Source organism: uncultured Agitococcus sp. (assembly GCF_937920075.1).
GTDB lineage: Bacteria > Pseudomonadota > Gammaproteobacteria > Pseudomonadales > Moraxellaceae > Agitococcus.
In genome coordinates this window covers 14,498-27,292 of sequence record NZ_CALETI010000445.1, presented here as the reverse complement: position 1 = coordinate 27,292, position 12,795 = coordinate 14,498, and the positions used below count along the sequence as shown (strand labels likewise).

Annotated in this window: 16 protein-coding genes; 9 read left to right on the top strand and 7 right to left on the bottom strand. The window is 39.8% G+C overall.

Translation table 11 applies throughout. The features are described 5' to 3' along the window. The first annotated feature begins 237 nt into the window (after positions 1-237). Positions 238-1,164 (top strand): triacylglycerol lipase, encoded by a 927-nt coding sequence (locus Q0212_RS15125; protein WP_297927050.1) that lies wholly within the window; start codon positions 238-240, stop codon positions 1,162-1,164. Between the two features lie 57 nt (positions 1,165-1,221). On the opposite strand, the gene Q0212_RS15120 is transcribed toward Q0212_RS15125, so the two are convergent. After that, the gene (locus tag Q0212_RS15120) at positions 1,222-2,817 is read right to left on the bottom strand and encodes an isocitrate lyase (RefSeq protein ID WP_297927047.1); all 1,596 of its coding nucleotides are present in this window, start codon (positions 2,815-2,817) and stop codon (positions 1,222-1,224) included. A gap of 131 nt (positions 2,818-2,948) precedes the next feature. Between Q0212_RS15120 and Q0212_RS15115 the strand changes: the two genes are divergently transcribed. From Q0212_RS15115 to Q0212_RS15080, 8 genes are read left to right on the top strand one after another with little or no spacing between them, the layout of a single operon-like run. Further along, positions 2,949-3,953 (top strand): LysR family transcriptional regulator, encoded by a 1,005-nt coding sequence (locus Q0212_RS15115; RefSeq protein WP_297927044.1) that lies wholly within the window; start codon positions 2,949-2,951, stop codon positions 3,951-3,953. Between the two features lie 48 nt (positions 3,954-4,001). Continuing rightward, positions 4,002-4,637 (top strand): cytochrome c biogenesis heme-transporting ATPase CcmA, encoded by a 636-nt coding sequence (gene ccmA / locus Q0212_RS15110; protein WP_297927042.1) that lies wholly within the window; start codon positions 4,002-4,004, stop codon positions 4,635-4,637. A 2-nt stretch (positions 4,638-4,639) separates the two neighbouring features. Beyond that, positions 4,640-5,311, top strand: a complete 672-nt coding sequence (gene ccmB, locus Q0212_RS15105; protein WP_297927040.1) for a heme exporter protein CcmB — start codon at positions 4,640-4,642, stop codon at positions 5,309-5,311. Between the two features lie 3 nt (positions 5,312-5,314). Beyond that, entirely contained in the window at positions 5,315-6,097 is a 783-nt protein-coding gene (locus Q0212_RS15100) for a heme ABC transporter permease (RefSeq protein ID WP_297927038.1), read from the top strand. Beyond that, positions 6,087-6,269, top strand: a complete 183-nt coding sequence (gene ccmD, locus Q0212_RS15095) for a heme exporter protein CcmD (RefSeq protein ID WP_297927036.1) — start codon at positions 6,087-6,089, stop codon at positions 6,267-6,269. The genes Q0212_RS15100 and ccmD overlap by 11 nt, the downstream gene beginning before the upstream one ends. Then, complete coding sequence (ccmE, locus tag Q0212_RS15090; RefSeq protein ID WP_297927034.1) at positions 6,259-6,696, top strand: cytochrome c maturation protein CcmE; 438 nt, start codon at positions 6,259-6,261, stop codon at positions 6,694-6,696. The genes ccmD and ccmE overlap by 11 nt, the downstream gene beginning before the upstream one ends. Before the next feature lie 5 nt (positions 6,697-6,701). After that, the gene (locus Q0212_RS15085; RefSeq protein ID WP_297927032.1) at positions 6,702-7,940 is read left to right on the top strand and encodes an ATP-binding protein; all 1,239 of its coding nucleotides are present in this window, start codon (positions 6,702-6,704) and stop codon (positions 7,938-7,940) included. Next, complete coding sequence (locus tag Q0212_RS15080) at positions 7,933-8,469, top strand: response regulator transcription factor (protein ID WP_297927030.1); 537 nt, start codon at positions 7,933-7,935, stop codon at positions 8,467-8,469. Before Q0212_RS15085 ends, Q0212_RS15080 begins: the two co-directional genes overlap by 8 nt. Here Q0212_RS15080 and nth read toward each other — a convergent pair. From nth to Q0212_RS15050, 6 genes are all read right to left on the bottom strand, one after another. Further along, positions 8,459-9,082, bottom strand: coding sequence for an endonuclease III (gene nth / locus Q0212_RS15075; RefSeq protein WP_297927028.1), 624 nt, complete (start codon positions 9,080-9,082; stop codon positions 8,459-8,461). The two genes, Q0212_RS15080 and nth, sit on opposite strands and share 11 nt — an antisense overlap. Then, positions 9,082-9,792, bottom strand: a complete 711-nt coding sequence (locus Q0212_RS15070) for an electron transport complex subunit E (protein WP_297927026.1) — start codon at positions 9,790-9,792, stop codon at positions 9,082-9,084. The genes nth and Q0212_RS15070 overlap by 1 nt, the downstream gene beginning before the upstream one ends. Continuing rightward, the gene (gene rsxG / locus Q0212_RS15065) at positions 9,789-10,457 is read right to left on the bottom strand and encodes an electron transport complex subunit RsxG (RefSeq protein ID WP_297927024.1); all 669 of its coding nucleotides are present in this window, start codon (positions 10,455-10,457) and stop codon (positions 9,789-9,791) included. Before rsxG ends, Q0212_RS15070 begins: the two co-directional genes overlap by 4 nt. Beyond that, positions 10,454-11,467, bottom strand: a complete 1,014-nt coding sequence (locus Q0212_RS15060; protein ID WP_297927022.1) for an RnfABCDGE type electron transport complex subunit D — start codon at positions 11,465-11,467, stop codon at positions 10,454-10,456. Before Q0212_RS15060 ends, rsxG begins: the two co-directional genes overlap by 4 nt. Before the next feature lie 136 nt (positions 11,468-11,603). Next, on the bottom strand, positions 11,604-12,188 hold the full coding sequence (gene pth, locus Q0212_RS15055) for an aminoacyl-tRNA hydrolase (protein ID WP_297927020.1): 585 nt from the start codon (positions 12,186-12,188) through the stop codon (positions 11,604-11,606). Between the two features lie 13 nt (positions 12,189-12,201). Further along, a complete protein-coding gene (locus tag Q0212_RS15050) occupies positions 12,202-12,780 on the bottom strand; it encodes a 50S ribosomal protein L25/general stress protein Ctc (RefSeq protein ID WP_297927018.1) in 579 nt (192 codons plus the stop codon). Between the last annotated feature and the right edge of the window lie 15 nt (positions 12,781-12,795).

Genomic DNA, 12,795 nt, shown 5'->3' with positions numbered 1-12,795 from the left:
AAGCTAACTTTGTCGGTTTTGGCAGTTTAAAACAAAATCATGACAGAAAAAATCAATAATGCAGCCAGTTTTTTAATTTTTTGATAGATGAAAACCATTTATCGTTAAAAAAATGCTTTTCATCGGAAAATAAAGCGTCTATTATTTAGTCACTCAAGCAATTGATTGCTTGGCGAAAACAAAAATAATTTTGCGTAGCTAATAACGCAATTGACAATAAAAATGGGACACCACAATATGAAAACTCAACAAAAGATTTTTGCTAGTCTAGTTGTTGCCTTATCAACATCGTTAGTAACACAGGGTGCAATTGCTTCTACTTATAGTCAAACTAAATATCCTATTGTCTTAGCGCATGGTATGTTTGGTTTTAAAAGTTTATTAGGAGGCGTTGTTGATTATTGGTATCAAATTCCTTCTGATTTACAGGCCAATGGGGCAAAAGTCTATGTGACGCAAGTGGCTGCTTTAGAAAGTTCTGAAGTTAGGGGTGAACAGTTTTTAAAGCAAGTTCAAGATGTATTAGCAATTACAGGTGCTGCAAAAGTTAACCTGATGGGTCATAGTCATGGAGGACATTCTGTGCGCTATGTTGCAGGTTTGATGCCTAGTAAAGTTGCTTCTGTGACTGCCATTGGTAGCCCAGTCAAAGGTTCTCCTGTTGCCGATTTAGTGACACAAACAGGTGTATTAAGTCCTGTTGCTTATGGTGCATTAAATGCGTTAGCAGGGATAATCGAATTGTTTAATGGGGCTGGTAGCTTTAATCAAAGTGCCAAAAATAGTATTGCCTCATTATCAACTAAGGGGTCTGCAGCTTTTACTGTAAAATTTCCTCAAGCTGTGCCAACAACTGCATGTGGTCAAGGTGCTGCAACGGTTAATGGTGTTAAATATTATTCATGGAGTGGCACAAAACGTTTAACAAATGTTTTAGACCCAACAGATGCTTTAGTAGGTGCAACAGGTTTATTTATCAGTACGGCTAATGATGGTTTGGTGAGTCAATGTAGTAGTCATTTAGGTGTTGTATTGCGCGACGATTATTCGATGAATCATTTAGATGAAGTTAATTTGATGTTTGGTTTGAGAGATATTTTTTCTACTGATCCTAAATCTGTTTATCGTAGTCATGCGAATCGCTTAAAATTAGCAGGATTATAATTAATAACAAAAAACCCCGCATTCGCGGGGTTTTTCTAAATCAATTTGCTCTTATTATTAAGAGAATTGACCCATAGTGTTGGCAGTACCACCAGCTTTCAATGCGTTGTCACCAGAGAAAATTTCTTTGTGATCGTCACCGATGTCAGAACCAGCCATTGCTTGGTGCTTAACGCAAGAAACACCTTCACGGATTTCTTTACGTTGTACGCCAGCCACATAAGCCAACATACCCATTTCACCGAAGTAACCTTTAGACAACTCGTGCATATGTAATGCAGTGGTGTGGTAGGTTGGTAAAGTGATGAGGTGGTGGAATACACCAGCTTCACGAGCAGCGTCAGCTTGGAACGTACGGATTTTTTCATCAGCGTCAGCAGACAATTCTGTGTTGTCATACTTAGCGTCCATTAACTTAGCGCGATCGTATGCAGAAACGTCTTTACCTTCTTTAACCCAACGGTCATAAGCTTGTTGACGGAAGTTTAAAGTCCAGTTGAAAGATGGGCTGTTGTTATAAACTAACTTAGCGTTAGGAATAACTTCTTTCACGCGGTTAACCATGTGCGCGATTTCGCCAACGTTTGGTGTTGGTGTTTCGATCCACAACATGTCTGCGCCGTTTTGTAAGCTGCTGATACAGTCTAAAACCACGCGGTCGATTTGTGTACCTTCGCGGAATTGGAACAAGCCAGAAGCTAAACGTGTTGGACGATGTAATTTACCGTTACGTTTAATCAACACTTCATCGTCTTGAGCTTCAGAGATATCAATTTCTTTAGTATCTAAGTAGCTGATGTATTGAGAAGCGATGTCGCCAGCTTTCTTAACAACTGGGATCTTCTGAGTTAAGTCAGCACCTTCAGAGTCAGTACGTGCAACGATAACACCTTCGTCAACGCCTAATTCTAAGAATGCGAAACGAACAGCATTGATCTTAGATAAGAAGTCTTCGTGTGGAACAGTTACTTTACCAGCTTGGTGACCACATTGCTTAGCATCAGATACTTGGTTTTCGATTTGAATAGCACAAGCACCCGCTTGAATGATTTTCTTAGCTAATAAGTAAGTTGCTTCTTCGTTACCGAAACCAGCGTCGATGTCAGCAATGATAGGCACAACGTGGCTTTCGTAGTTGTCGATTTTAGCAGTCACTTCAGCAGCTTTAGCAGCATCACCCGCATCTTCAGCTTTTTGTAAAGCACGGAATAAATCGTTTAATTCTTTTGCGTCAGCTTGACGTAAGAAAGTGTAGATTTCTTCGATTAATTTTGGCACAGCGGTTTTTTCGTGCATAGATTGGTCTGGCAATGGGCCAAACTCAGAGCGTAATGCAGCAACCATCCAACCTGATAAGTAGATGTATTTACGTTCAGTAGTACCGAAGTATTTTTTGTTGGCAATCATTTTTTGTTGCGCAACAAAACCATGCCAGCAACCTAAAGACTGGGTATATTTGCTGCTGTCAGCATCGTATGCAGCCATATCTTTACGCATAATAGCAGCAGTGTACTTAGCGATTTCTAAACCTGTTGGGAAACGGTTTTGAATAATCATACGCGCTGCATCTTCTGGATGAATTGCGCCCCAAGTATTGCCTAATTTTGCTTTAACGGCACGAACATGCTCAAGAGCAGATTGATAAGTCGCCATAAATGCCTTCCTATGTTTTAGGTTGAGGGATAAACAAGTCTTTGACAAAAGACCTATTTTTGGATGTTGCAAGTGTAAAGTTTATGGCATAATTTAGCTAATTTATCAGATTAATCTTCGGTATTTATTTTATGAATCTCGAGCGCGTTGACTTAAATTTGCTCACGCATTTAGATGTTTTGCTCCGTGAAAAGAATGTAACCCGTGCGGCTGAGCAGCTAGGTGTCACTCAACCAGCCATGTCCAATATTTTGCGACGTTTAAGGGTATTGTTTAATGATCCTTTATTAATTCGCTCTAGTGAGGGCATGACTGCAACCGAGCGTGCTTTAGAATTACAGCCGCGCATTAGAGAAGTATTGAGTGATTTAGGACAAATTTTAGAGCCACGAACGGAGTTTAGACCTTTAAGCAGTGCGCGTGTGTTTAGAATTATGGCCTCTGATTATGCTGAGGCGACCTTGATTCCTGCTTTAGTCAAAGCGATGCGCTCCGAAGCCCCGAATGTGGTTTTAGATTTTTTAACGCCTTCTGATGTGTCTTATCGAGATATGGAGCAGGGTAAAGTTGATTTAGCGATCAATCGTTTTAATGAGATTCCACAAAGTTTCCACCAAGTTCTCGTTTGGCGTGATAGCTTTAGCTGCTTATTGCATTGCGATAGTCCCATTGTTGACCATTTTAATTTAAAAACTTACCTAGAAGCACAACATATTTGGGTGAGTAAAACAGGTATGGGCGTAGGCTTTGGTGTTAATCCTGATAAATCTGGTGGTTTAGGTTGGATTGACCAAGCTTTAGCACGTTTAGGTAAAAAACGTAAAATCAGTATTTTTACAAGGCACTATCAAATGCCTGCTTTATTGGCAGCAAATGCAGATTTAATCGCCACTTTACCCAGTCGTGTGGCTAAATTACAAGCCACTAATCCGCGTTTAGTGATTAAAGAACCGCCATTTTATGTGCCAGAGTTTGAATTAAAAATGGCATGGTGTCCGTTGCTACATCATCATCCTGCCCATCGTTGGTTACGGCAATTAATTTTGTTTGTGGCACGTCAATTAATTGAAGATGAGCGTAAACAAATGGAAAGACAAATCGCCTTGCAACAAATGATGGGACGTTATGAAGATTAGTCTTTAATGGTATAATCAACAAAATTTTTATTGTGCGTGGTGCGTCAATTGCTCACTGTTTCTGATTTATGTGCAGTACGAGATGATCGAGTTTTATTTGCTAAACTCGATTTTCAATTACAAGCTGGCGAAATCATGCAAGTAGTTGGTGCTAATGGAACTGGTAAAACAACCTTGCTAAATGGTCTAATGGGCTTGGCTCCATTTGAATCAGGGGCTATTTATTGGCAAGGCGAAAATATTCAAGATAATCCTTCCGTATTTAAGCAAAATGTTGCTTTTGTTGGCCATTTATTGGGTTTAAAACCCTTATTAACGGCTGTTGAAAATTTACAGTTTTTAGCGCAACTGCATCAAAAATTCATTTCTTTGGCAGATATAGAACAAGCCCTAAAAAAAGTTGGTTTATATGGTTATGAAGATGTACCCATTGCGCGTTTATCTGCTGGCCAAAAACGCCGTGTTGCTTTAGCACGTTTATTTTTACAACAAGCGAAGTTATGGGTTTTAGACGAGCCGTTTACTGCCATTGATTTGGCTGGTGTGCAATCCTTAGAGCAATGGTTAGTAGATCATGCTCAACAAGGAGGCATGGTATTGTTGACTACGCACCATGTATTTGAGCCAAACTTTCCACTTAAACATTTAGATTTAGCACAATATCGTGTACAGGAGGGCTACTAATAATGTGGCCGTCTTTATGGGCTGTGATTCAGCGTGATCTCAAATTGGTCTCTCGGCAAGGTGGCGAATGGCTTAATCCATTAAGTTTCTTTTTAATGGTGATTACTTTATTTCCTTTAGCGATTAGTTCTACCCCTACAAAATTGGCAGCCATGGCAGGAGGCGTGGTATGGATTGCCGCGTTATTGGCGGTATTATTGTCGATGGATAGTTTATTTCGTCAAGATTATGATGATGGTAGTTTAGAACAATTATTAGTATCGCCTGCACCATTGCCCTTAGTGGTATTAGCTAAAGTGATTGCCCATTGGCTACAAACAGGAGCTTGTTTAACGGTATTAAGTCCCATTGCTGCTTTATTGTTGCATTTGCCCAATGACGCGGCTGTAGCCTTGTTTATTACCTTGTTGATTGGCACACCAACCTTAAGTTTGGTCAGTGCTATTGGTGCGGCATTAACCGTCTCTTTAAAACGTGGTGGTGTATTAATTCCGTTACTCACCTTGCCTTTACATATTCCTGTGTTAATTTTTGCCACCGCTGCTGTCCAAGCGGCGTTGAATGGTTTACCAATTGGTGGTTATTTAGCCTTGTTAGGGGCGTTTTTGGTTTTAGCTTTAACATTAAGTCCCTTAGCCGTTGCGGCGGCTTTACGTTTAGCCGTGGGAGGTTAGCGCATGTTTTTTTTAAAACGTTGGTGGCAATTATTTGAACAAACCGTTAGCCCAAAATATTTTTATAGTATTAGTGAACGTTTTATCCCTTGGCTAGGCATATTAGCAGGTGTGTTAATTACGCTTGGCACAATCTGGGGCTTGGCATTTGCACCAACAGATTATCTTCAAGGTAATAGTTATCGCATTATTTTTATTCATGTGCCTTCAGCAAGTTTAGCCATGAGTGCCTATTTTTTGTTAGGTATTTGTGGCGTGATTAGTTTAGTTTGGAAAGTAAAAACCGCCGAGATGGTGGCGCGAGCTGTTGCCCCAGTTGGTGCTGTTTTTTGTTTTTTAGCACTAATGACAGGGGCAATTTGGGGCAAACCGACATGGGGAACTTATTGGGTATGGGATGCCCGTTTAACTTCTATGCTAATTTTATTGTTTTTATATATGGGTGTAATTGCACTGTATAACGCCTATGAAAGTAGTTCAACAGGTGCAAAAGCGGCTGCCATTTTATCGGTAGTAGGCGTGATTAACTTACCCATTATTAAATATTCGGTAGTTTGGTGGAATACCTTGCATCAAGGTGCAACATTTACCGTGACCCAAAAGCCTAAAATGCCGCCAGAAATGTGGATGCCATTATTAGTCATGATTTTAGGATTTTATAGTTTATTTGGATTATTAACTATTTTACGCACCCGAAATGTGATTTTAGAGCGTGAGCGTCGTAGTCAATGGGTCAAAGAGTTAGTCAAAGCAGAGGCAGGTAGAGGGGGGCAACGTGGCGTTTAATTCTTTAGCTGAATTTTGGGCGATGGGTAATCATGGCATTTATGTATGGTCGTGCTATGCCTTAACCTTTAGTGCGATTCTCTATTTGGTATGGCAAGCCAAAGCACAGCGTCAGCGTTTTTTTAAAGAGCAGATTCAACAGTTAAAACGAGGTCAACAGCATGAATCCTAAACGTCAACGTAAATTGGTGTTAATTATTTCGTTGGTACTAGGGATTGGTGTGGCAATTGGCTTAGCAATGTATGCCATGCGTCAAAATATCAATTTGTTTTATACGCCAAGTCAGTTGGCAAATGGCGAAGCACCTGATGGTCAACGTATTCAGGCAGGTGGTTTAGTGGTAAAAGGAACGGTTGTTCGAGACCCTAGTTCTTTAGCAGTCACTTTTATGATTAGTGATTTAAAAAAGCAAGTGCCTGTAACTTATACAGGAATTTTGCCTGATTTATTTAAAGAAGGTCAGGGCATTGTGGCTAATGGCTACTTTAAAAATGGTCGTGTAGAAGCTGAAGAAGTTTTAGCTAAACATGATGAAAACTATATGCCGCCTCAAGTTAAACAGGCGATTGAAGAGGCTGGACATCCAACAGGTAAATAAAACAGGTGAGACAAAATTATTTATTTTATTTACGCTGTTTAGCCATACTAGGCCAAAGCATCACCATTGGCCTAGTGCATTTTTTTCTGCAACTCAGTTTACCGCTATTTCCCTTGATCCTCACCTTGTCGGTTTTAGTGGCAGCCAATATTCATTTAGCGTATTACCTCAAAACACATCCTAATAAAGATACCGATGACTTTATCGCGATTCAGTTAACCATAGATATGTTGGCCTTAGCAACCTTATTGTATTTTACGGGTGGCGCACAAAATCCATTTATCTTTTTGTTTTTATTGCCCTTAGTGATTGGTGCAGCCATGTTGCCTGTAGGTTATACCATGGCTTTATTTTTATTGAGTGTGTTTTTATTTACTAGGCTGATGTTCGATTATGTACCACTCGAAAACATCTCACAAAAACTTCCCTTAGCAATTAATGGGTATGTATTGGCAATGTGGATATGTTTTGTGTTAAGTGCTGTATTAATCGTATCTTTTATTGCCTATTTGGCCTATCAAGTCAAACATTCACAACAAAAAATGGCAAAAATACAAGAAATCCAACATCGCCAAGAACAAATTTTAGCATTAGGAACGTTGGCGGCAGGGACAGCACACGAGCTAGGTACACCGCTAGCTACAATTACGGTATTGGCTCATGAGTTGAAAAGTGAAGTAGCAGAGCCTCTCAAGCCTGATATGGAGTTATTGTGTCAGCAGGTCAATCAATGTAAACAAATTTTGACACAGATGACACAACGTATTGAGCAAGCCAAAAATCAACAATTTGACTTATTATCTTTAAGTAAATTATTAGAGCTTGTCTTAGATAAATTTCAATTATTAAGACCAACTATTCAGATTAAACATGCCGATTTTGGTGGGTTAACAGATATTCTAGTGGCAACAGATGCGACTTTAGAACAAGCGATATTAAATTTATTAAATAATGCCGCAGATGCCTCGCCTGATTATGTTGAATTAACGGCTTATATTGATAGCTCACGTGTTTATATTAATGTGATTGATAAAGGTTTAGGTATGTCTGATGAGATATTGACCTCATTAGGACAAAATAGAATTTCAACCAAAGGTCAACAAGGAATGGGTATTGGTTTGTTATTAGCCAATGCAACTTTAGAAAGATTGGGTGGAGAAATGAACTTTACTCACCGACAGGGTGGCGGTGTGGTTGCACAAATTGTTTTACCCATTTATCAGCGAGTGATTCATCTTGGATAATTTACCATTGTTACTGATTGTTGATGATGATCATATTTTTAGACAAGTGTTAGCCAAAGCCATGCTCAAGCGTGGTTACGAGGTCATCCAAGCCGAAAGCGTTGAACAAGCAATTGAGTTAATTGCGCTTCAAACACCTGAATATGCAGTGATTGACCTAAAAATGAATGGTGCGTCAGGGTTGGAATTAGTGAAGTATTTGCATGATTTAGATGAGCAAACACGAATGGTGGTATTAACAGGTTATGCAAGTATTGCAACGGCTGTTGAAGCCATCAAACTCGGCGCAACACATTATTTAGCAAAACCTGCAAATGCTGATGAAATTATGGCGGCTTTTTTGCGTATTGAAGGAGATTCAGCTTTGTTAGTGAATGACAATCCTTTGTCGGTGGATCGATTAGAATGGGAACATATTCAACGTGTTTTACAAGAGCATGAAGGCAATATTTCGGCAACAGCGAGAGCATTAAATATGCATCGTCGTACGTTGCAACGTAAGTTAGCAAAGTATCCTGTTAAGTTTTAGATGGACATAAATCTGCTAATAAACACCTCTCACATTGCGGTTTACGTGCCGTACACACATAACGACCATGCAATATTAACCAATGATGCGCATCTAACTTATATTGATTAGGCACATTAGTTAGCAATTGTTTTTCTACGCCATCAACTGTTTTTGAGGTGGCTAAACCCAAACGATTGGCTACCCTAAAAATATGGGTATCAACCGCAATGGTTGGCTCACCAAAAGCAGTATTTAACACCACATTGGCGGTTTTTCGACCAACACCCGCTAAAGCTTCTAAATCTTCGCGCTGATGAGGCACTTGTCCTTGATGCTTGTCTATTAATATTTGGCAAGTGGTCATAATGTTAGCCGCTTTGCTGTTATATAAACCAATGGTTTTGATATAACTTTTTAGACCATCTAAGCCCAAAGCCAAAATCTTTTGTGGCGTATTGGCAATAGGGTACAGCTTGGCGGTTGCTTTATTGACACTCACATCGGTGGCTTGAGCCGATAAAATAACGGCAATCAATAACTCAAAGGGCGAGTTGTAGACTAATTCGGTGGTCGGTTTGGGATTTTGTTGTTGGAAACGGCGAAAAATCTCATTAATTGTAGAGGCATTCATTAGCTAATATGTCCTGTGGTTCTGACTCGTTTGCTACCTGCCACAACCTCTTTGGCTTGTTGGCTTGCACGTTGTTTTAAACGTTCATCAATCACATTTTTGCCTGCAATAATAAAACCTAAACAAATAAAGGCACTAGGCGGCAAAATAAAAAACAAAAACTGTTTGTAGTCGGCAATTTTTATCGTCCATGATTGGGCGAGATTGCCTAATAATAGGTGCATATTGGCGAATAATGTACCGTTACCTAATAATTCACGCATTGCCCCCAACAGCACTAACACCACGGTAAAACCCAAACCAACCATCAAGCCATCAAAGGCGGCAAAACGGGTATTGTGTTTAGAGGCAAAAGCTTCAGCACGTCCCAACAAGGCACAATTGGTGACAATTAACGGAATAAAAATTCCTAAAGCTTGGTAAAGTTGATAGGTAAAAGCGTGCATTAATAATTCGATACACGACACCAAAGAGGCAATAATCATTACAAAAATAGGCAGTCGTAAATTTGCAGGAGTGTGATGTCTAACCAAAGAAACAGCCGCATTAGAACTTGCTAAGGCTAGGGTGGTGGCTAGCCCCAAACTTAAGGCATTAACTACTGAATTTGAGCAAGCTAAAAGAGGGCATAAACCTAATAATTGGACGGTGGCGGTGTTGTTGCGCCATAAGCCATCAACAGCAATTTGACGGTAACTGGTTTCGCTCATGGTCGTTGACTCAACAGTTGTTCACTTTCATCATCAATCAAATCATTGGGTTGTGCAAAAAGTTGGTTTTTATGTTGTTGATAGTACAACAAACTATTATGCACCGCTTTAACCACTGCACGAGGCGTAATGGTTGCGCCTGTAAATTGGTCAAACATGCCATTATCTTTTTTAACGTGCCATTGTTGAGCAGTGGTATTGGCTAATGAGCGAAAATTAAAACTATCAATCCAGTTGGATTTTTGCTTTTCAATGGCATCGCCTAAGCCAGCCGTTTCTTTGTGTGTTAATACTCGCACACCTGCCAATTGACCATTTTCTTCAATCGCAACCAATAATTTAATTTTGCCACTATAACCATCAGGTGCAACGACAGGAAAAATCACTGCGACATTTTCGCCATTTTTACGCGCCCGATAAGCCGTTTCATCATGATCTAAATGCAATAATGTGTTGTCTTTGATGCTAAGCGTATCGTGTAATAAATCATTGTTATAGCGTTGTACGGGTACTAATTGATTTAAAGAGTCTAATAAATTAGCTTTTTGGCTGGCAGCAATACGGTCAACAGTCATGGTGTTGACAATGGCAATTAAGGCAGTGGTAATGCCTGCAAATAATGCCAAAATTAAGCCGCTTTTTAAGCTCTTTTCGCGTAGATTCATGATTTATTGCGCCATTTAACAATACTGACTTGATGGCCAAAAGTGCGTGGTTGATATAAATGATCAATCATTGGAGCAGCCAAATTCATTAATAACACCGCAAAAGCCACAGCATCAGGATATCCACCCCACGTGCGAATGATATAAATTAACATACCAATTCCCATACCATAAATTAACCTAGCACCATTAGACGTGGCAGCAGTGACAGGGTCGGTAGCAATAAAAAATGCGCCAATCATGGTTGCGCCTGTCAATAAGTGCAGCATAGGTGAAGCATAATGTTGGTTATCAATCATAAAGAACAACGTTGATAACACAGTTAAACAGGCTAAGACACTGACAGGAATATGCCAAGTAATAATTTTTCTGGCTAATAAATACAAGCCGCCCAAAGCAAACATCACATTCACAAGCATTGATTCAGGAAGATCAATGTTGCCATTAGCTAACCATGTCAGTGTTGGGCTGTGGTGGTTGGTTTTAAAGTTATCTAGTGGTGTTGCCCCCGTCGTTAGATCAACAGCACCATATTGATCTAAAAAAATATGTAATGTCGAATCAATTGAATTCATGCCTGTTGGCCAGTGGGTCATTTCCACAGGAAAAGACACTAATAATAAAGCATAAGCAATCATCGCAGGGTTAAAAGGATTTTGTCCCAAGCCACCATATAAATGTTTGGCAATCGGAATGGCAAAAGTTAAACCAATAACACTTAACCACCACGGTGATAAAGGACTGATAGATAAACCTAATAACAAGCCAGTCACGGCTGCTGAGCCATCGCTTAAATAAAATTCAAGATTTTTTTTACGCAGCTTTAAGCAAATGCCTTCTAAAATGAGCGCAATGGCAACACACCACAACACGTTAATGATTGAGCCAATACCAAAACTAAAAGTTAACGCTGCTAAGGCGGGTAAAGTAGCATAACACACTTGGCGCATGACCCATGCAGTGCGTTGTTGACCATTTTGATGTGGCGAGGTGACCGTGATAAAGGACATTGATTAAATCCTTGATTTTTAGGCTTTTGCTTTAATGTAGATTATAACGAAATGACAAGTTTGGTGGTAGATTGGCGTTTAATGAATAGTATTAGACGAAGTTTAGATGTTGAGACAGTAACTGATGATTATTCGTCTAAGCCTTAAAACCATTTAATTGATTCATAGCTTTGTTTAGATTGCCATTAGTCATTAAATCGGTGACTTTGACAGCAGCAATAATCGCAGATTCGATTTTTTCTTGTTCGGCAGAAGGAGCTTTGCCAAGCACGTAATTAGACACTAATTTAGCATCACCGGGATGAGCAATACCAATGCGTAAACGGTGAAAATTATTTTGATTACCTAAACCACTAATAATATCGCGTAAGCCATTATGACCACCATGACCACCGCCAGTTTTTAAACGAATGCTACCCACAGGTAAATCTAATTCGTCATGAGCGACTAACATGGCATCAGGAGATATTTTGAAGAAATTGGCTAGCGCAGAAACGGCTTGGCCAGAACGATTCATAAATGTGGTGGGAATTAATAAACGAACTTCCTGTCCGTTAATTTGACCGCGCCCGACTAACCCAAAATATTTGCTTTCGGGGGTCATGCGGATGTTATATTGTTCTGCCAAGGCAGCCACATACCAAACACCCGCATTGTGACGAGTTTGCGCATATTCTAAACCTGGATTACCCAAGCCAACAATTAATTGCAAACCCGCCATCGCTTAGTTCACCTTAAGCTTTGTGAACGTTAGCGATTGGTTGGTCATAGTCATGACCTTGTGCTAATAAAGGAATCTCTACACCTGCTGGCAAAGCAATATCAGATAAGTGTAAAGTTGTACCAATATGTACAGCAGCAAAATCAACAGTTAAGAACTCTGGTAAGTCTTTTGGTAAACAAGCGATTTCAACATCGTTAGCAATAATAGAAATTGCACCACCTTCAGCTTTTACACCAACACAAGATTCTTGGTTGAGGTAGTGTAAAGGCACTTTCATGGTGATTTTGTGTGTTGCATCAATGCGTAAGAAGTCAGCATGCATAGGAATGTTTTTAGCAGGATGACGTTGTAATGCTTTGATAACAGCTTGTTGTTCTTGACCATCAATAGTTAAAGTCAAAATGTGAGAGTAAAAAGCTTCGCTTTCTAAGGCTTTAACCAAATCTTTAAATGGAATAGCGATAGATTGAGGGGCTTGACCTGCACCGTAAATAACAGCTGGAACTTGTTGAGCGTGGCGAAGGCGGCGGCTCGCACCTTTCCCTTCGTCTTTACGGCTAACAGCCGTTAAATTGAAGTTAGCGGACATAATAGTCTCCAAAAG

What these genes read in the sequence shown, in the direction of transcription:
- ccmE (WP_297927034.1), top strand. Translation starts at nt 6,259, where the DNA reads ATGAATCCTAAACGTCAACGTAAATTGGTGTTAATTATTTCGTTGGTA.
- rsxG (WP_297927024.1), bottom strand. Translation starts at nt 10,457, where the DNA reads ATGAATCTACGCGAAAAGAGCTTAAAAAGCGGCTTAATTTTGGCATTA.
- Q0212_RS15060 (WP_297927022.1), bottom strand. Translation starts at nt 11,467, where the DNA reads ATGTCCTTTATCACGGTCACCTCGCCACATCAAAATGGTCAACAACGC.
- pth (WP_297927020.1), bottom strand. Translation starts at nt 12,188, where the DNA reads ATGGCGGGTTTGCAATTAATTGTTGGCTTGGGTAATCCAGGTTTAGAA.
- Q0212_RS15100 (WP_297927038.1), top strand. Translation starts at nt 5,315, where the DNA reads ATGTTTTTTTTAAAACGTTGGTGGCAATTATTTGAACAAACCGTTAGC.
- Q0212_RS15070 (WP_297927026.1), bottom strand. Translation starts at nt 9,792, where the DNA reads ATGAGCGAAACCAGTTACCGTCAAATTGCTGTTGATGGCTTATGGCGC.
- ccmB (WP_297927040.1), top strand. Translation starts at nt 4,640, where the DNA reads ATGTGGCCGTCTTTATGGGCTGTGATTCAGCGTGATCTCAAATTGGTC.
- Q0212_RS15115 (WP_297927044.1), top strand. Translation starts at nt 2,949, where the DNA reads ATGAATCTCGAGCGCGTTGACTTAAATTTGCTCACGCATTTAGATGTT.
- Q0212_RS15125 (WP_297927050.1), top strand. Translation starts at nt 238, where the DNA reads ATGAAAACTCAACAAAAGATTTTTGCTAGTCTAGTTGTTGCCTTATCA.
- nth (WP_297927028.1), bottom strand. Translation starts at nt 9,082, where the DNA reads ATGAATGCCTCTACAATTAATGAGATTTTTCGCCGTTTCCAACAACAA.
- Q0212_RS15050 (WP_297927018.1), bottom strand. Translation starts at nt 12,780, where the DNA reads ATGTCCGCTAACTTCAATTTAACGGCTGTTAGCCGTAAAGACGAAGGG.
- Q0212_RS15120 (WP_297927047.1), bottom strand. Translation starts at nt 2,817, where the DNA reads ATGGCGACTTATCAATCTGCTCTTGAGCATGTTCGTGCCGTTAAAGCA.